Below are 18,045 nucleotides of genomic sequence, written 5' to 3'. Positions count from 1 at the left end.
AGAGAGGCCCTGGCGAGGCGGCAAAAGGCAGAACAGACGATGCCGCTGGACCAAAGCGTACCCAACAATGGCGCATCCGGCCCAATTGTGAGGCGCGCGTCACGTGGGACGGCGCGGCGCCGGCCCCGCTCAGGCGGTCAGTGCGACGAGATCCTCGGCGAACGCGACGGCCTCGGTGGCATCGTCGGTCAGTGGATGTACCAGGATTGTCGTCACGCCGGCCTCGGCATAAGCGGCCAGCCGTTCCTTGACGAATCCCTTTGGCCCGACCAGGGATACGTGGCGCACCAGATCGTCGGGCACGGCGGCGATCGCCTCGGCCTTCTTGCCTGCCAGGTAGAGGTCCTGGATACGGTCGGCGACCTCGCCGTAACCGTAGCGGGTGGCCAGATTGTGATAGAAGTTCTTCCCGCGCGCGCCCATACCTCCGATGTACAGGGCCAGTTGCGGTTTCGCCCACGCCAGGCGGTCTTCGACGTCATCGCCGATGGCCAGGCTGGCGCTGACCATCACATCGAGCGGGCCCAGTGCCGGATCGCGTTTGGCGGCACCAGCGCGCAGTGCCTCGCCCCAGACCTCGTCGGCCTTCTCCGGGTAGTAGAAGACGGGCTGCCAGCCTTCGGCGATCTCGGCGGTGAGTGCCACGTTCTGTGGTCCGAGTGCCGCGATGGTGATCGGAATACGTTCCCGCACAGGATGATTGATCAGCTTCAGGGGTTTGCTCAGTCCCGTGCCGCGGCTGGCGGGTAACGGGAGCTGGTAGTACCTGCCGTCGTAGCTGACCTTCTCGCGCCGCCACACCTGCCTGCAGATCTCGACCACCTCACGGGTGCGCCCCAGCGGTGCATCGAATGGCACGCCGTGGAAGCCTTCGACTACCTGCGGCCCGGACGTGCCGATGCCGAGGCGGAAGCGTCCCTCGCAGACGTAGTCGACCCCGGCGGCCGTCATCGCCAGCAGGGACGGGGTGCGGGTGTAGATCGGGACCACGCCGGTGCCCAGCTCGATCGTCGAGGTCTTGGCGGCCAGGTAGCCCAGCTGGCTGATCGCGTCGTAGGAGTAGGCCTCGGCGACCAGCGCGATGTCGATGCCGACCTGCTCCAGTGCCACGACCTGTTCGGCCGCCTCCTTGAAGCCGCCGGCGTAGCCCAGAAAGATCCCTGTCCGCATGCCAGAGTTATATCACCAACCGGTTGGTTGGGAGTTGGACGGTTCGGCTGTCAGCCCTTGAGCAGGGCGACGACCTTGTCCTCCAGCGTCGGCGGGGCGGCTTCCGGGTCGATCGGTGTGGTCTTGGGCAGCGTGACCTCCGGGTCGGCGAACTCCCGGTAGGTCTTGTCGCCGCCCAGCACGAACAGCAGGTAGCCGGTCAACAGCGCCCGCACGGCCTTCTGCGTGCCCCGATCGGCACCGGGCAGGCCGACCAGCCTGCTCAGGCGCCGACCCTCCGCGAGCCCGCCGGGTTCGGCCTTGGACACCGTGCGCGTCGTCGCGGTGCGCCACGCGCCGGTCAACGCGTCGGCATTGGAACGGATGGCGGTGCCGTCGGACGGCGCCCGCAGGATCAGCCCGGGCAGCGTCAGCCCGGCGGCCGGCTGCTCGGCCGGCGGGCTGGATGCGGCGGGGAACAGGGCGGCTGCGGCCTTGAGCCTGCCCTGCATACCGGCCGCGGCGAACACCGCCGCGGATCCGCCGAAACCGTGCCCGGCCACGGCCAGCTTGTCCGGATGGACGCTGATCTTGCCCGGTCCCAGGCGCACCCCGGCGATGATGTCCAGCGCGGTGCCCAAGTCGAACGCGGCATTGAGCACGGACGGGGCCAGGGACTTCTCGGTATCGGGTGCCGCCGCCACGATGCCCCAGGACGCGAGATGCTCCAGGGTGCCCGCATACCGATCGGCGCCGGTCAGCCAGTCGTGCCCGAACGCCAGGCCGGGCAGGCCCAGCCCCGATTCAGGGGTGTAGACCACGCCCGGCAGACCGGCAAAGGCCAGGTCGCCGCGGAGTACACGATGCGGGCCGCGCCGGGTCAGCGCAGCGAATAGTTTCTTCGTCCTGGCCACCCGTTGACCCTAACCGAACCACCTGCGGCGGTGTCTCGTGTGAGCGAGCCGCCGCGAACGCAGCGACGGGGAGTCCGTCCGCTGCACTACCCTGGGTAACCATGTGTGGAATCGTCGGTTACGTCGGACGGCGCCCTGCCTGCGGGATCGTGGTCGACGCGTTGCGGCGGATGGAATACCGGGGCTATGACTCCTCGGGTGTCGCCCTGCTCGACGGCGACGGCGGTCTGGTGGTGCGGCGCCGAGCCGGCCGGCTGGCCAATCTGGAGGAAGCCGTCGCCGAGACGGATGCGGCGTTGCTCGCCGGTACCACGGGGATGGGGCACACCCGGTGGGCCACCCATGGCCGGCCCACCGACCGCAATGCCCATCCGCACCGGGACGCAGACGGCAAGTTCGCCGTCGTGCACAACGGCATCATCGAGAACTTTGCGGCGCTGCGCGCCGAGCTGGAAGCCGTCGGCGTCGAATTCGCCAGCGACACCGACTCCGAGGTGGCCGTGCATCTGGTCGCCCACGCCTACCGCGAGGGCCCCACCGCCGGGGACTTCGTGGGCTCGGTGCTGTCGGTGCTGCGACGCCTCGAAGGACATTTCACGCTGGTGTTCGCCAGTGCCGACGAACCCGGCACCATCGTCGCGGCCCGCCGGTCCACCCCGCTGGTGGTCGGGGTCGGCGACGGCGAGATGTTCGTCGGGTCCGATGTCGCCGCGTTCATCGAGCACACCCGCGACGCCGTCGAACTGGGGCAGGACCAGGCGGTCGTGATCACCGCCGACGGGTATCGGGTCACCGACTTCGCCGGCGAGGACCAGACCGCCAGTGCCCGCACGTTTCATATCGACTGGGACATGAGCGCCGCCGAGAAGGGCGGCTACGACTACTTCATGCTCAAGGAGATCGCCGAGCAGCCCGCCGCGGTCGCCGACACCCTGCTCGGTCATTTCGTCGACGGCCGCATCGTGCTCGACGAGCAGCGCCTGTCCGACCAGGAACTGCGCGAGGTCGACAAGGTCTTCATCGTCGCCTGCGGTACTGCCTACCATTCCGGCCTGCTGGCCAAATACGCCATCGAACACTGGACCCGGCTGCCGGTCGAGGTCGAGCTCGCCAGCGAATTCCGGTACCGCGACCCGGTTCTGGACCGCAGCACGCTGGTGATCGCCATCTCGCAGTCGGGTGAGACGGCCGACACCCTCGAAGCGGTGCGGCACGCCAAGGAGCAGAAGGCCAAAGTGCTGGCCATCTGCAACACCAACGGCAGCCAGATCCCGCGCGAGGCCGACGCGGTGCTCTACACGCGTGCCGGCCCGGAGATCGGAGTGGCGTCCACCAAGACGTTCCTGGCGCAGGTGGCCGCGAATTATCTTGTCGGACTTGCCCTTGCGCAAGCGCGGGGAACCAAGTACCCCGACGAGGTGGCCCGCGAGTACCACGACCTTGAGGCGATGGCCGATCAGGTTGCCCGGGTGCTGACCTGTATGGAACCGGTGCGTGAGCTTGCCCGCCGGTTCGCGCAGTCCTCGGCCGTGCTGTTCCTCGGCCGGCACGTGGGTTACCCGGTGGCGCTGGAGGGTGCGCTCAAGCTCAAGGAGTTGGCGTACATGCACGCCGAAGGGTTCGCCGCCGGTGAGCTCAAGCACGGTCCCATCGCGCTGATCGAGGACGATCTGCCGGTGATCGTGGTGATGCCGTCGCCGAAGAACTCGGCCACCCTGCATGCCAAGCTGCTCAGCAATATCCGCGAGATCCAGGCCCGCGGCGCGGTGACCATCGTGATCGCCGAGGAGGGTGACGACACCGTGGCGCCGTATGCCGACCACCTGATCGAAATGCCGGCAGTGTCAACGCTTTACCAGCCGCTGCTGTCGACGATTCCGATGCAGGTGTTCGCGGCGGGGGTGGCGCAGGCGCGCGGCTATGACGTGGACAAGCCGCGCAACCTGGCCAAGTCGGTGACGGTCGAGTAGTAGCGGGCTGACGGTGGGTGAGGTCGGCCGCTGGCGCAGCGCCGCCGCCCGCGCCCACTTTCTCACCGTGTACGAGGCGGGCATGGCCGCGCTGCCGGTGGTGGGTGAGTCCGTCGACGTGCCGACCACGTTCGGTACGGTTCGGGCATACCGATTCGGCTGCACCGCGGTCGCAGGTGTGCCCGCCGAACGCCCGGTGGTGTTATTGCCCGGCCGGAATGCCTCGACCCCGATGTGGGCCCCCAACCTGCCCGGTCTGCTGGCTCGCCGGACCGTCTACTGCGTGGACCTGCTCGGCGAGCCCGGGCTGTCACTCCAAGAGCTGCCGCTGACCGGCGCAGCCGATCAGGCGTGGTGGATGGGTGAGTTGCTCACCGGGCTGGGCCTGGATTCGGTGCACCTGATGGGGGTCTCGTTCGGGGGTTGGAGTGCGGTCAACTACGCGCTGCACCATCCCGCACGGGTGGCTTCGCTGGCCCTGCTCGATCCGGTGATGACGTTCGCGCCCATCCCGCTTCGCACCATGGTGGCCTTCATCCCGATGGGGCTGCCACACACGCCGCAATGGCTGCGCCGTCGCGTCCTGCGCTGGATCACCGGCGGCGCCGACGTCTCCGACGGCAGCCCGGTGGCGGCGTTGATCGACGCCGGGACCGCCGACTTCGAGCTCCATCAGCCGGCGCCCACCTTGTTCACCGACGCCCAGCTGCGTGCGTTGGACAAGCCGGTGCTGACATTGATCGCCGGCCGCAGCGTCATCCACGAAGGACAACGGGCGGCCGACACCGCGCGGGCAGTGCTACGCCACGGTCAGGTCGAACTCTGGGCGTCGGCATCCCATGCCATCAGCGGAGAGTTCCCGGACGAGATCGCCGCGCGGGCACATCGGTTCTGGGACGGTGTCGACGGCTGAGGCCGACGGCTGCGGGTGTCAGGTGCGAATGACGCTGGGCCCCAAGGCTTCATATCGGTGCGCCTCGGCTGTCGGCAGTTCTGATCCGGTGACGATGGATTCGAAATCCGACACCTCGGCGAACCGGCAGAAGCTGGTCTCCCCGAACTTCGTGTGGGCGGCCACGAGAATCCTGCGCCCGGCGACGTGCACGGCCGTCTGCTTGACCGCGGCCACGGCCGGGTCCGGTGTGGTGAGGCCGTGTTCCACGGTGATCCCGTTGGTGCCGAGATACGCCACGTCGATCACCAGGGTGCGCAGCCGTTCCACGGCCCAATGATCCACTGTGGCAAGAGTTCTGCCCCGCATCCGGCCGCCCAGCAGGAGTACCGTGACCGTGTCGCTGTGCGCCAGCGCCTCGGCCGCAAGCAGCGAGGAGGTCACCACGGTGAGCTCCCGGTCGGCGATCTTCTCGGCGATCAGGCGGGGTGTGAATCCCTCGTCCAGATAGACGGTTTCGGAGCCGTGTAGGAGTTCGACGGCGGCGGCGGCGATCCGGTGCTTCTGGGCGAGGTCGACCTGGCTGCGATATTCGACGGTGGATTCGAACGCGACGGTTTCCAGTGGCACCGCGCCGCCGTGCACCCGTTTGAGTAGCCGGCGCCCGGCGAGAACCTTGAGGTCGCGACGGATGGTCTCGGACGCGACGTGGAGTTCCTCGGCCAGAGGCAGCACCTCTACCCGGCCCCGGGTACGGGCGAATTCGACGATGCGGCTCTGACGGGTCTCTGAATCCACGGCTGACATTCTGATCGGCGGTTCGAAAGCCCTGGCCCGCGGGCCAGGGCTTTCGAAGAACTTACTTGCTCGCGCTCAGAACGGCGCGGATCTCCTCGGCCGTGCCGGCCTCCCGCAGCCGAGCCACCTGGTCCTTGTCCAGGAATACGTGCGCGATCCGGGTCAGCAGCGCCATGTGATCGTTACCGGCCCCGGCGATCCCGACCACGAACTCGGCCGGCTTGCCGTTCCAGTCGATCGGGTCGGCGTAGCGCACGAACGAGATGCCGGTCTGGCGGATGGCGCCCTTGGCCTCGTTGGTGCCGTGCGGGATGGCCAGTCCGTTGCCCATATAGGTCGACACCGACTTCTCCCGTTCGTGCATCGCGTCCACATAGGACGGGTCCACCGCCCCGGCGGCCACCAGCAGCTGCCCCGCTTCGGTGATGGCATCCTCGGCGTTGGACGCCGCGCCGTTCAGCACGATCGAATCGAGCCGGAACACGTCCTCCGCGGTATCTGCGGGCTCGGTCTGCTGCGCGGCGGGCCCGGCAGGGGCGTCACCGTTGGTCTGCTCCAGCAGTTCGACGATCTCGTCGTAGCGTGGGCTGTTCATGAAGTCGTCGACCGAGATATGGACGGCTGAGCCGGTCTTGAGTTTCGCGCGGTCGGTCAGGTCGCGATGTGTGACGACCACGTCGTAGGTGTCGGTCAGGTTGGCGATGGACTGATTGGTCACCTTGACATCGCCAAAGCCGGCCGACTGGACCTTCTTGCGCAGCACCGAGGCGCCCATCGCCGAGGACCCCATCCCGGCATCGCAGGCGAACACGATGGCCGTGATCTTGCCGTTGATACCGCCGGTCAGTGCGGCGGCCACACTGGAGCGCTTGCCCTTCAACGCTTCCATCTCTGCGGTGGCCGCGGCCAGATCGGGTTCGTCGGTGGCCCGGTCGGTCTTGAGCAGCAGAGCGGCGACGACGAAGGACACGGTCGCGGCCCCCAGCACCGACAACGTGACACCCAGGAAGCTGCCGCTGGCGGTCTGGGCGTAGACGGCGATGATCGAGCCGGGTGCCGCCGGGGCGCGCAGCCCGGACCCGAACAGCACGTTGATGAAGACGCCGGTCATGCCGCCGAGGATGGTGGCAGCGATCAGCTTGGGCTTCATCAGGACGTACGGGAAGTAGATCTCGTGGATGCCGCCGAAGAACTGGATGATCGCCGCGCCGGGTGCCGACGCGCGAGCGGCACCTTTGCCGAATGCCATGAAGGCCAACAGAAGACCCAGGCCCGGACCGGGGTTGGCTTCCAGCAGGAACAGGACCGACTTGCCGGTCGCCAGGGCCTGCGTGGTGCCCAGCGGGGTGAGCACGCCGTGGTTGATCGCGTTGTTGAGGAACAGCACCTTGGCCGGTTCGATGAGGATCGAGGTGAGCGGCAGTAGGTCGTGGCTGACCAGGAAGTCGACGACGTTTCCGGCCCCGCGGGTGAACGCCGAGACGACCGGCCCGATACCGAAGAAGCCGAAGATCGCCAGGGCCATGCCGAGGATGCCGGCGGAGAAGTTGTCGATGAGCATCTCGAAGCCGGGGCGGATCTTGCCGTCCCACAACGCGTCCAGTTTCTTCATGGCCCAGCCGCCGAGCGGACCCATGATCATGGCGCCCATGAACATCGGGACGTCCGCGCCGGTGATCACACCCATGGTGGCGATCGCCCCCACCACGGCGCCGCGGTTGCCGTGCACCATCCGGCCACCGGTGAAGCCGATCAGCACCGGCAGCAGGTAGGTGATCATCGGGCCGACGATGCCGGCGCCGTCGAAGCTGCCCCAGCCGCCGATCTGGGCGACCCAGCCGTCCGGATTGCGCAGCGCCGGGAAGATGCCCTGCAGCCATCCGGCCTTGATGAACAGTGCGGTGATCAGGCCCCAGGCGATGAATGCGCCGATATTGGGCATGACCATGTTCGACAGCGCGGTGCCCAGTTTCTGCACCCGCACGCGCGCGCCGGTGCGCGGCGTCCCGTCCGCAGGGGTGCTGGGGGCTTCGACCAGGGACATCGTGCGACCTCCGTCTTGTTCCAGTGTGCTGCCGGCAGTGGGTGACGCCGGTCACATGAGACCAAGTTAACCGCACAAGTGGGCATGAGTGCAAGCATTCAGGCGTAAATGGGCACAGAAGAATGTGGAGTTATGACCGTTTTGCGGTTAGAGTCGGCTCAGCATGTAACGCCGGACACAGGAGGCCTGCCATGAAAGCTCTGCGCTACTACGCGCCCGAGGACGTCCGCCTCGAAGACGTTCCCGAGCCGCAGTGCGGGCCGGATGAGGTCAAGATCCGGGTGCGTAACTGTTCGACCTGCGGCACTGACGTGAAGATCTTCCACAACGGACACCAGAACCTGACCCCGCCGCGCACCCTCGGGCACGAGGTCGCCGGCGAAATCGTCGAGGTGGGTGCCGAGGTGAACGCCACCTACGGCGCGACCTGGCAGGTGGGTGACCGGGTGCAGGTGATCGCGGCCGTGCCGTGCGGTGAATGCCACGAATGCCGCAAGGGCTGGATGGCGGTATGCCAGAACCAGACCTCGGTGGGCTACCAGTACGACGGCGGCTTCGCCGAGTACATGATCGTGCCCCGGCAGGTGCTCAAAGTCGATGGGCTGAATCGCATTCCGGACAATGTGGGATACGACGAGGCATCGGCGGCCGAGCCGTTCGCCTGTGCCATCAACGCCCAGGACCTACTCGGTATCGAGGAGGGCGACACCGTCGTGGTCTTCGGTGCCGGTCCGATCGGCTGTATGCACATCCGCATCGCCCGCGGGGTGCACGGCGCCGGCCCGATCTACCTCGTCGATGTCAACGAGCACCGGCTGAAGATCTCGGCCGATGCGGTGCATCCCGACGAGACGATCAACGCTGCCGAGGTCGACGTGGTGGCCCGGGTCATGGAGCTCACCGGCGGCCGAGGCGCCGACGTCGTCATCACCGCCACCGCGGCCAATATCACCCAGGAGCAGGCGATCGCCATGGCCGCGCGCAACGGCCGGATCTCGTTCTTCGGCGGACTGCCCAAGACCAACCCGACCATCACCTGCGACTCCAACGTCGTGCACTACCGCCAGCTGCACATCCACGGTGCCAACGGATCTGCACCCGAGCACAACAAGCGTGCCCTGCAGTACATCTCGACCGGGCAGGTACCCGTGAAGGATCTCATCACCCGGCACATCCCGATCGACAACGTGCTCGAAGCCTTCGACATCGTCAAGAAGGGCGAGGCGATCAAGGTCACCGTGGAGCCGAGCGCGGTCGCCGTCGGTACCGGGGTGCATTGAGTCCCTGGCTCAGGCTTGATCAGCCGCCCACGGCTGCGATATACCCGGCCATGCCCAGCCCGCACGCCACCCCGCACAGCACTAGCGTCCCGGTCGCCCATGGCCAGGCCTTGGCGCGGCGGACCATCTGCACGATGCTGATCACGGTGCCGGCGATGGCGATCAGCACGGCGACGCCGAATCCCGTCATTACCGCGGTGACCCCGGCGTCGATATTGCAGGTCGCCGGCGGGCAGTAGTCGGTGAAGGCCAACATGAATACCGCCAGGAACGCGGCGACACCGCCGCCGGCATAGGTCAGCACCAACAAGGTGATGGAGATGGCGAGATCGACACCGGAGCGGGGTGGTGGCACCGGTGGGGGCGGTGGAAACGGCGGATAGCCGTAGCTCATGAGCGGTCACTCTAGCCGTGCTGACCACCGGCTGGAGGTCACCCGGAGGCGGGGCCGGAAACTGCGCCTCGTTTCGGTTTCGGCCCGGAGGCGTCAATTGTCGGGTCGGACCAATCCGCGACACGTAACCTGGTGCGGCGACGTGAGAACGGGAGCCGATGCGCCACTACTACACCGCGGATGCCATCCGGGCCGCCGAGGCGCCATTGCTGGCATCCCTGCCCGACGGAGTCCTGATGCGCCGTGCCGCCTACGGGCTCGCGACGGTCATCGCGGGGGAGCTGCGGACCCGCTTCGGCGCGGTGGCGGGCCGGCAGGTCTGTGCGGTCGTCGGTTCGGGCGACAACGGCGGCGACGCGCTCTGGTCGGCGACGTTCCTGCGTCGCAGAGGCGTGACGTCGACGGCGGTGCTGCTCAGTCCGGAACACACCCACGCCAAGGCGCTGGCGGCGTTCCGGCAGGCGGGCGGCCGACTCGTCGACGGCATCCCGGCGACAACGGATCTGGTGATCGACGGCGTCGTCGGGATCTCGGGACGCGGGCCGCTGCGCCCCGAGGCGGCAACGGTGTTCGCGTCCAGTGCCGCACCGGTGGTCGCTGTCGATATCCCGAGCGGGATCGACGTGCACACCGGGGTCGCCGACGGGCCGCATGTCCGCGCGGCACTGACCGTCACCTTCGGTGGCCTCAAACCCGTGCACGCGCTGGGGGATTGTGGGCGCGTGGAACTCGTCGACATCGGACTGGAGCTGCCGCCCAGTGCGGTGCGCGGTTTGGAGGCGGCCGATGTCGCCGCCCGGTGGCCGCTGCCCGGCCCGCACGATGACAAGTACAGCCAGGGCGTCACCGGGGTACTCGCCGGCTCGGCCACCTACCCGGGTGCGGCGATCCTGTGCACCGGCGCGGCAGTGGCCGCGACCTCAGGAATGGTCCGGTATGCCGGCAGTGCCGCTGCCGATGTCGTGACCCGCTGGCCCGAAGTGGTGGTCGCCCCCCGACCCGACGCCGCCGGACGGGTGCAGGCCTGGTCCGTCGGGCCCGGGCTGGGCACCGACGAATCTGCCGCCGCGACATTGCGGTTCGCGTTGGCCGCCGATCTGCCGGTCCTCGTCGATGCCGATGCGTTGACGTTGTTGGCCGCCCAGCCCGAGTTGGTGCAAACCCGCACCGCGCCTACGGTTCTCACGCCGCACGCCGGCGAGTATCAGCGACTGGCCGGGCATCCGGTCGGCCCGGACCGGGTCGGTGCGGCACAAGAGCTGGCCGCCCGGCTCGGGGCCACGGTGCTCCTCAAGGGCAACGTCACCGTCATCACCGACGGGGACACCACCTACCTCAACCCGGCCGGTGAATCCTGGGCCGCCACCGCGGGATCCGGCGATGTGCTCTCCGGTGTGGTCGGCGCGCTGCTCGCCTCCGGGCTGCCGCCGATCGAGGCAGCCGCCATGGCGGCGTTCGCGCACGCCCGCGCCGCGGGCTTGGCGGCCGCCGATCCGGGGCCGCGTCCGGTGCCGATCTCGGCCGAGGGAATTCTGGCTCACCTTCGTTCATCCGTCGCGAAACTCTAGAAGGGACAACACATGCCACTGCGGCACCAGCCCGGACCGTCGATCACCCCCGCCTACACGGGTCGGCTGTCCACCGACCCCGTGCCGGCGCTGCGGCTGCCCGACGACTCGATGGACTCCCAGGCGGCCTATCGCTTCATCCACGATGAGCTGATGCTCGACGGCAGTTCCCGGCTGAATCTCGCCACCTTCGTCACCACGTGGATGGAACCCGAGGCCGACAAGCTGATGGCCGAGACCTTCGACAAGAACATGATCGACAAGGACGAATATCCGGCCACCGCGGCCATCGAGGCGCGCTGTGTGTCCATGGTGGCCGATCTGTTCCACGCCGAGGACCTGCGCGACGACGACCCGTCCACCGCGATCGGGGTGTCGACCATCGGTTCCAGCGAGGCCGTCATGCTGGCCGGGCTGGCCCTCAAATGGCGCTGGCGGGAGAAGGTCGGAGCCGGCAAGGGAGCCTGGAAGGGCCGCACTCCCAACCTCGTCCTGGGCTCCAACGTCCAGGTGGTCTGGGAGAAGTTCTGCCGGTACTTCGATGTCGAACCTCGCTACCTGCCGATGGCCGAGGACCGCTACGTCATCACCCCCGAGCAGGTCGTCGCGGCCGTCGACGAGGACACCATCGGCGTCGTCGGCATCCTGGGCACCACCTTCACCGGTGAACTGGAGCCGATCGCCGAGATCTGCGCGGCGCTGGACAAGCTGGCCGCGGACGGCGGCCCAGACGTGCCGGTCCACGTCGATGCCGCCAGCGGCGGATTCGTGGTCCCGTTCCTGCATCCGGACCTGCAGTGGGATTTCCGGTTGCCGCGGGTGGTGTCGATCAATGTCAGCGGGCACAAGTACGGGCTGACCTACCCCGGCATCGGCTTCGTGGTGTGGCGCAGCGCCGAGCACCTGCCCGAGGACCTGGTGTTCCGGGTCAACTACCTCGGCGGCGACATGCCCACCTTCACGCTGAACTTCTCCCGCCCGGGCAATCAGGTCGTCGGCCAGTACTACAACTTCCTGCGGTTGGGCCGGGCCGGATACACCCAGGTCATGCAATGTCTGTCGCAGACCGCCCGGTGGCTCGGTGACCAGCTGCGCAACAGCGAACACTTCGAGGTGATCACCGACGGCTCGGCCATCCCGGTGATCAGCTTCCGGCTCAAGGGCGACCCGGGCTACACCGAGTTCGACGTGTCGCATGCACTGCGTGCCTACGGTTGGCAGGTGCCGGCGTACACGATGCCCGAGGGCGCCGAAGACGTGACGGTGCTGCGGGTGGTGGTCAGGGAGGGATTCTCCGCCGACCTGGCCCGGGCGCTGAAGGAGGACACCATCACGGTGCTGAAGAGCCTGGATGAGTTGAAACCGGGTGGGCATTTCGACCTCGTGCAGCCGTTCACGCACTGAGTGACGCCGGCCCGCGGTACGCCGGCATGTGATGGAGGTCTCGAGCCTTCCGCGCAAACAAGCCGACGTTCGCGGGCATGAGAAAATGGTGCTGATGCAGACAACTGATGTTCTCGGCGCGCAGGCCCTCATCGATCTCGATGCGGTGGCCCACAACGTGGGTGTGCTTCGCGATCACGCCGGGTCCGCCACCGTGATGGCCGTGGTCAAAGCCGACGGCTACAGCCATGGCGCGACGCCGGTGGCTCGTGCCGCACTGGCCGCGGGAGCCGGGGAACTCGGGGTCGCGTCCGTCGACGAGGCGCTCGCCCTGCGCCGGGACGGCATCACCGCGCCGATCCTGGCCTGGCTGCACGCACCCGGTACCGATTTCGGGCCCGCGGTGGCCGAGAACGTGCAGATCGCGGTGTCCTCGACGGCTCAGATCGACGATCTCGTCGAGGCGGCGCGGCGGACCGGCGTCACGGCTGCGGTCACGCTCAAGGTCGACACCGGCATGACCCGCAATGGTGTCGCTGCCGCGGACCTGCCTGAGGCGCTGGCGGCGTTGCGCCGTGGCGCGGCCGAGGAGGCGCTGCGGCTGCGCGGGATCATGAGCCATCTGGCCAACGGTGACGACCCGGCGCACCCGGCGGCCACCGACCGGCAGGTCCGCCGATTCGATGAGATGCGTGCCGCGGCCCGCGCGGCCGGGGTGGATTTCGAGATCGCGCACCTGTGCAGCTCGCCCGCGGCGATGACCCGTCACGACCTGGCCTACGACATGATCCGGCCCGGTATCGCGCTCTACGGGCAGAGCCCCATCCCCGAACTCGGGGATGTGGGTCTGCGGCCCGCGATGACACTGAAATGCCCTGTCGCCCTGCTCCGTTCCGTTCAGGCCGGGGAGGGTGTGTCCTATGGGCACACCTGGGTGGCACCCCACGACACCACCTTGGCGCTGCTGCCGATCGGGTACGCCGATGGCGTGTACCGGCCGCTGAGCGGACGTCTGGAAGTGCTCATCAACGGTCGGCGCCGGCCGAATGTGGGCCGGATCTGTATGGACCAGTTCGTGGTCGACCTCGGCCCCGGGCGCCACGGTGTGACAGTCGGCGACGAGGCGATCCTGTTCGGCCCCGGAGACAGCGGTGAACCCACCGCCCAGGACTGGGCCGACCTGCTGGGCACCATCAACTACGAGGTGGTCACCAGCCCGCGCGGCCGGGTCACTCGCGTCTACAAGGGCGAGGCGGGCTGACACCGGTGACCGACGACGAGACTCGGCCGCACCACGGCCGGGGCAAGACACCCTGGCTGGCCGGGCTCGCGGGACTGGTCGCGGTGGGAGCCGGCGCCGGGGTATCCGTGGCCAGATCGGTCGCACACCGCATCGCCGATGAGGACCCTTATCGGGACGAGGATTTCGAACTGCTCGGTGCCGATCGCAGCGTCATCGTCACCACACCCGACGGGGTGCCGCTGGCGGTGCGCGAGGTCGGGCCGCGCGATGCGCGCCTGACGGTGGTGTTCTCGCACGGGTTCTGTCTGCGCATGGGCGCGTTCCATTTCCAGCGGGCCCGCCTGGCCGAACAATGGGGCGACCAGGTGCGGATGGTGTTCTACGACCAGCGCGGCCATGGCATGTCCGGGGACGCCCCGCCGGACACCTTCACTGTTCCGCAGCTGGGCCAGGATCTGGAAGCGGTGCTGGCGGTGACGGTTCCACGCGGTCCCGTCGTCCTGGTCGGGCACTCGATGGGTGGGATGACGGTCCTCTCGCACGCCCGCCAGTTCCCGAAGAGCTACCCGAACCGGATCGTGGGTGCGGCGATGATCGCCTCTGCCGCGGAGGGTGTTTCGCGATCACCGCTCGGGGAGATCCTGCGGAACCCGGCCTTGGAGGCGGCCCGATTCGCCGTCCGGTACGCGCCGAATGCGGTCAACCACGGCCGCGGCGCCACCCGGTCGATCATCGGCCCGGTGCTGCGCGCCGCCTCCTACGGCGACGAGAAGGTCAGCCGCAGTGTGGTGGCGTTCTCGGAGAAGATGATGCATGAGACCCCGGTGACGACGATGGTGGGATTCCTGCACGCACTCGAAGTCCACGACGAGACGGCCGGGCTGAAGACGTTGGCGAAGGTGCCGACGCTCATCGCGTGCGGTGACCATGATCTGCTCACCCCGATGGAGTACTCGCGGGAGATGGCGGTGGCCCTGCCGAAATCGGAACTGGTGATCGTCGAAGGTGCCGGGCACCTGGTGCAGTTGGAACAGCCCGAAGTGATCGATGACGCATTGGTGCGACTTGTCGAACGGGCCACCCCGTCCAAGCTGGTCGCATTGACCCGGCGCTTGAAAGAACGAGCCCGCCATCATGGTTGAGCGGGAAAGCGGAACCGAGGACACCCATATCGCGATTTTGCGATGGAACAGGGGGCGATCGACTGAATCGGCTGTGGCCGATCCCAATCAATCGGCCACTGGGTGCGAGGCGTCCACGCTGCTGCTTGGGTGCTTCCGCGATGCCAATTCGCTATGTGGATGGGTTCGGATGTGACAGAGATCAACGCACTAACTTTGCTAGATGCAGACCGCTGCGCCGAGCTTGAAGCGCGGTTGTTCGCTGGCGACGATCCGTGGCCGCCGTCGGCCTTTTTACAGGCATTGGAAGCCAAACACCAGCACTACGTGGCGGCACGCGATGATGGCCAGTTGGTGGGTTATGCGGGAATCGCCCGGCTGGGCCGAGTACCTCCGTTCGAACATGAGGTGCATACCATCGGCGTGGATCCGGAGTATCAGGGGCGTGGAGTCGGTCGATTGCTGCTCGAGGATTTGCTAAGGTTCGCTGGCCGGGGAGTAGTGTTTCTAGAGGTCCGTACCGACAATGACGCGGCAATCAACCTTTACGAGAGCGTTGGATTCATTACTGTGGGACTACGCAAGCGGTACTACAAAGTCAGCGGTGCTGATGCATACACAATGAAACGGGACCAAAAATAACGTCCAACCCCTTAGGGATTTGGAATTCGGTACAACGTGGAGTGGCAGTCCCTTGTTCTGCATATTGCTTGGGTAGTCGCCGCCTGCCAGCATTCTTCTGGCAGAAGGCCATATAGAACAACGCTGCTGAACGACTATGTCGATGGAGTTCATTCGCAGTTACTCCACCAACGTACCGGCGAGTCAAAAGGTTGCAGTGGGAACATGTATAGGAATGATTCAATGCGCCTATCTATCAAATCTCCGTTGTAGGGCATGTTTGCTCTCGCAAAAGCGGTCCGAATGTGGTATTTCACCTCCTCGAGCGAGGCGCGGCCGCAGAAATCAAATGAGCGTTCAGGCTGGAAGAATATATAAAATCCGTAGCGAGTGGGAATGTACTTCGAATGGGGAGGGTTGTAGCAGCTTGCGAACACGTTGAGGAAGTATCGAGTATCGGAATGAGTGAATTGCCAATCAGGAGAAAGCAGGTTGGCTTCCATGGACTCTTTGCACGACAAATCAGTCTCCGCCAGTGCGCGAAGATACTCGCGAAACGTTCGCCGCACGCCTTCAAACGAAGGGTTGCGGTGCCGCATGCCTACCTTAACGACGAACCCATGCAGCCTATCCCGCTCTAAAACTCGCGAGAATCTTCGCAGCTCAACCGCGTGCCGCGCTACGTTACCTTTAAAGCTGCAGCGTCGGTTCCAGGTTGGCCCGAATACGACTGACGCATTTTTCGCGAATGGGCATTTTGTTACATTCATGAGCGTGCGGAACTCGGTACTCAATTGGATCGCCGCGCCCTTCTATATCGCGTATCGTGAAAACGAAAGCATGTAGTGTCGCGTCCCTCCGCGACTCCGATAGCTCGATACGGCTGAAAGAGATGTCGATTCGTCGATGAATACCTCGACATAACGGATTACCTGACGGGCGATAAACGTCTGTTGCCGGTTGGTAAATGGATCCAACTTTACGAGATGATGGTCTTCTCGTAACAGCAAGTTGTCAAGAGGGAATTGATATTGCTCGTGGTGACGAAGGATGTCGTCAAGCGGATCCGGAACGAAGAGCACTATATATCCGCCCGGGACCAACAACTTAAGCGAATCAGCGAACGCCTCTAATTGTACGACCTCAAGTAAAGTATAGGCGCAGAAAGCCAAATCGTAGGGAGCTGACCTCCACGACCCAAGGAACCGCTGCAGGTCGGCAGCAACAAATTCTGCGCGCACAGCGGGAAATCTATCGCGCGCAAACTCGAGGATTCGTGGATCTCGATCGAGGAGCAGCCATTCAGCCGGACCGTCGGCAATGCGGATGTTCGTAAGTGCACGACTGATGTACCCAGTTCCGCATCCGATGTCAGCGATTCTTCGTATGCCGCCCGCCTGCAGATAACTTGTGAGCTCAGGTATAACGAAATGATTACGAACGTCGTCGAACTCGCAACCAGATTCCCAACTATCGGCCTCGATTTCGATAGGGGTCACTAGACGGCGGGACTTCCTAGAAGTATGGAACGTTCCCAGGGAAAATGGGAGCGCCCAAAGTGCCCGTAGCGAGCGCATTCGAGGTATGACCAACTGTCATCCCGAAGCCTCCAAAGGTCGAGAATCTCCTGCATCGCCATGGGCGATAGGTCGGGAAAGGACCGGGTTACCCACCCGCTTAGGTCCCGTCCATTTGAGTCAGTCGCTGAAACCATCTCCGGATGATGGTTTCCGATAGCGAAAGCGATCCGCACCGTTACGGATGACGCATCTCCGTGGGCTTCTAAGGCGCTCCTCGCGACGTATCGAGCCATATACGCTCCAGTGCGGTCTACCTTTGTAGGGTCTTTCCCGCTAAAGGCTCCGCCACCTACCGGAATTCTTGGACCGTAGGCATCGCAGACGATCTTTCGTCCGCAGACGCCAGCATCGCCAGTTGGTCCTCCGATCGCGAACGACCCTGTGCCGTTGACGACGATCGAAGCTGCCAGAGCTTTTTCGCCCAAAGTCGGCAACAGAATGTGTTCTAGTACGAAGGCCTTTACGAAATCTTGTATTTCCATGGGGTCAACGGATCCGTTGACCGATTCCGCATGCTGTGCCCCTACGACAATCTTCGTTACCTTGTTGTTTGGGCCAATCGTGACTTGTGCTTTTCCGTCGGGACGGAGCCATTCAAAGTCTGGTGTGCCTAACTTACTGTCGAGCATGCGACATATCTCTGTTGCGAGCTTATGCTCAAGTGGAACTTGCTCCGATGTCTCCGACGTGGCATAGCCGATCATTACGCCTTGGTCGCCGGCGCCCTGGCGGTCTGAACTAGCCTGAAGCTCAGGTTGCTGCATGCCAATAAGGTTCACCACGCTTATGGTAGAGCTGTCATAGCCGACTTTCTGAAAGATCCCGCCAACTATCTTCTCATAGTCAATTTCGGGAACTACACCGTCGAGTAGTCGCACCTCACCGGCGAGGACCACTGTATTGTCCTTTGCAAGGACCTCAATCCCTGCGCGCTGCCGCCGGGCGTGTTCCGCGCTCACACCATTCGCTCTGGCGACGTCCAGAAACCTGTCCAGGATCGCGTCTGCTATTTGGTCACACAACTTGTCGGGATGGCCCGCACGCACCTGTTCACTCGTCCGTGTTGAAGTATCCAACTCTACCCCCTT

The 18,045-nt window shown here is 65.6% G+C and carries 16 protein-coding genes; 8 read left to right on the top strand and 8 right to left on the bottom strand.

Annotated elements, in window-relative coordinates; genetic code table 11:
• Positions 1–129: 129 nt before the first annotated feature.
• Both H7J86_RS09055 and H7J86_RS09050 read right to left on the bottom strand, forming a co-directional pair.
• Positions 130–1,170 (bottom strand): LLM class F420-dependent oxidoreductase, encoded by a 1,041-nt coding sequence (locus H7J86_RS09055; protein WP_267290494.1) that lies wholly within the window; start codon positions 1,168–1,170, stop codon positions 130–132.
• 50 nt (positions 1,171–1,220) lie between these two features.
• Positions 1,221–2,063 (bottom strand): dienelactone hydrolase family protein, encoded by an 843-nt coding sequence (locus tag H7J86_RS09050; RefSeq protein ID WP_267290493.1) that lies wholly within the window; start codon positions 2,061–2,063, stop codon positions 1,221–1,223.
• A 101-nt stretch (positions 2,064–2,164) separates the two neighbouring features.
• Between H7J86_RS09050 and glmS the strand changes: the two genes are divergently transcribed.
• On the top strand, positions 2,165–4,033 hold the full coding sequence (glmS, locus tag H7J86_RS09045) for a glutamine--fructose-6-phosphate transaminase (isomerizing) (RefSeq protein WP_267290492.1): 1,869 nt from the start codon (positions 2,165–2,167) through the stop codon (positions 4,031–4,033).
• Between the two features lie 13 nt (positions 4,034–4,046).
• Positions 4,047–4,946 carry an alpha/beta fold hydrolase gene (locus tag H7J86_RS09040; protein WP_267290491.1) on the top strand — a complete coding sequence of 300 codons (900 nt, stop codon included), beginning with the start codon at positions 4,047–4,049 and terminating at the stop codon, positions 4,944–4,946.
• An 18-nt stretch (positions 4,947–4,964) separates the two neighbouring features.
• On the opposite strand, the gene H7J86_RS09035 is transcribed toward H7J86_RS09040, so the two are convergent.
• Complete coding sequence (locus H7J86_RS09035) at positions 4,965–5,723, bottom strand: DeoR/GlpR family DNA-binding transcription regulator (RefSeq protein ID WP_090363352.1); 759 nt, start codon at positions 5,721–5,723, stop codon at positions 4,965–4,967.
• Between the two features lie 61 nt (positions 5,724–5,784).
• Positions 5,785–7,767, bottom strand: a complete 1,983-nt coding sequence (locus H7J86_RS09030) for a PTS mannitol transporter subunit IICBA (RefSeq protein ID WP_267290490.1) — start codon at positions 7,765–7,767, stop codon at positions 5,785–5,787.
• A 191-nt stretch (positions 7,768–7,958) separates the two neighbouring features.
• Here H7J86_RS09030 and H7J86_RS09025 point away from each other — a divergent pair, with 191 nt between their 5' ends.
• The gene (locus H7J86_RS09025) at positions 7,959–9,047 is read left to right on the top strand and encodes a zinc-dependent dehydrogenase (protein WP_090363129.1); all 1,089 of its coding nucleotides are present in this window, start codon (positions 7,959–7,961) and stop codon (positions 9,045–9,047) included.
• A gap of 19 nt (positions 9,048–9,066) precedes the next feature.
• On the opposite strand, the gene H7J86_RS09020 is transcribed toward H7J86_RS09025, so the two are convergent.
• Positions 9,067–9,441: a hypothetical protein gene (locus H7J86_RS09020; protein ID WP_187098398.1), complete on the bottom strand. Its 375-nt coding sequence runs from the start codon at positions 9,439–9,441 to the stop codon at positions 9,067–9,069.
• A 158-nt stretch (positions 9,442–9,599) separates the two neighbouring features.
• Here H7J86_RS09020 and H7J86_RS09015 point away from each other — a divergent pair, with 158 nt between their 5' ends.
• From H7J86_RS09015 to rimI, 5 genes are all read left to right on the top strand, one after another.
• Positions 9,600–11,009 carry an NAD(P)H-hydrate dehydratase gene (locus H7J86_RS09015; protein WP_267290489.1) on the top strand — a complete coding sequence of 470 codons (1,410 nt, stop codon included), beginning with the start codon at positions 9,600–9,602 and terminating at the stop codon, positions 11,007–11,009.
• A 12-nt stretch (positions 11,010–11,021) separates the two neighbouring features.
• The gene (gene gad, locus H7J86_RS09010; RefSeq protein WP_090363133.1) at positions 11,022–12,413 is read left to right on the top strand and encodes a glutamate decarboxylase; all 1,392 of its coding nucleotides are present in this window, start codon (positions 11,022–11,024) and stop codon (positions 12,411–12,413) included.
• Positions 12,414–12,498: 85 nt separating this feature from the next.
• A complete protein-coding gene (gene alr / locus H7J86_RS09005; protein ID WP_372517234.1) occupies positions 12,499–13,653 on the top strand; it encodes an alanine racemase in 1,155 nt (384 codons plus the stop codon).
• 5 nt (positions 13,654–13,658) lie between these two features.
• On the top strand, positions 13,659–14,777 hold the full coding sequence (locus tag H7J86_RS09000) for an alpha/beta fold hydrolase (RefSeq protein ID WP_090363135.1): 1,119 nt from the start codon (positions 13,659–13,661) through the stop codon (positions 14,775–14,777).
• Positions 14,778–14,948: 171 nt separating this feature from the next.
• A complete protein-coding gene (rimI, locus tag H7J86_RS08995) occupies positions 14,949–15,398 on the top strand; it encodes a ribosomal protein S18-alanine N-acetyltransferase (protein ID WP_267290487.1) in 450 nt (149 codons plus the stop codon).
• A gap of 149 nt (positions 15,399–15,547) precedes the next feature.
• On the opposite strand, the gene H7J86_RS33580 is transcribed toward rimI, so the two are convergent.
• Genes H7J86_RS33580 through H7J86_RS08985 form a run of 3 tightly spaced genes read right to left on the bottom strand, consistent with a single transcriptional unit; the run spans position 15,548 to position 18,033 of the window.
• Complete coding sequence (locus H7J86_RS33580; RefSeq protein ID WP_372517247.1) at positions 15,548–16,147, bottom strand: YqcI/YcgG family protein; 600 nt, start codon at positions 16,145–16,147, stop codon at positions 15,548–15,550.
• A 42-nt stretch (positions 16,148–16,189) separates the two neighbouring features.
• Positions 16,190–16,876 (bottom strand): class I SAM-dependent methyltransferase, encoded by a 687-nt coding sequence (locus tag H7J86_RS08990; RefSeq protein ID WP_267290486.1) that lies wholly within the window; start codon positions 16,874–16,876, stop codon positions 16,190–16,192.
• Complete coding sequence (locus tag H7J86_RS08985; protein WP_267290485.1) at positions 16,876–18,033, bottom strand: methionine adenosyltransferase domain-containing protein; 1,158 nt, start codon at positions 18,031–18,033, stop codon at positions 16,876–16,878. Before H7J86_RS08985 ends, H7J86_RS08990 begins: the two co-directional genes overlap by 1 nt.
• Positions 18,034–18,045 lie beyond the last annotated feature (12 nt).

The sequence above is a fragment of the Mycobacterium hackensackense genome (assembly GCF_025822555.1).
In the GTDB taxonomy this organism is placed as follows: Bacteria; Actinomycetota; Actinomycetes; order Mycobacteriales; family Mycobacteriaceae; genus Mycobacterium; species Mycobacterium fluoranthenivorans.
Note: the sequence above shows the minus strand (reverse complement) of the source record. Positions and strands in the feature narration are given on the sequence as shown.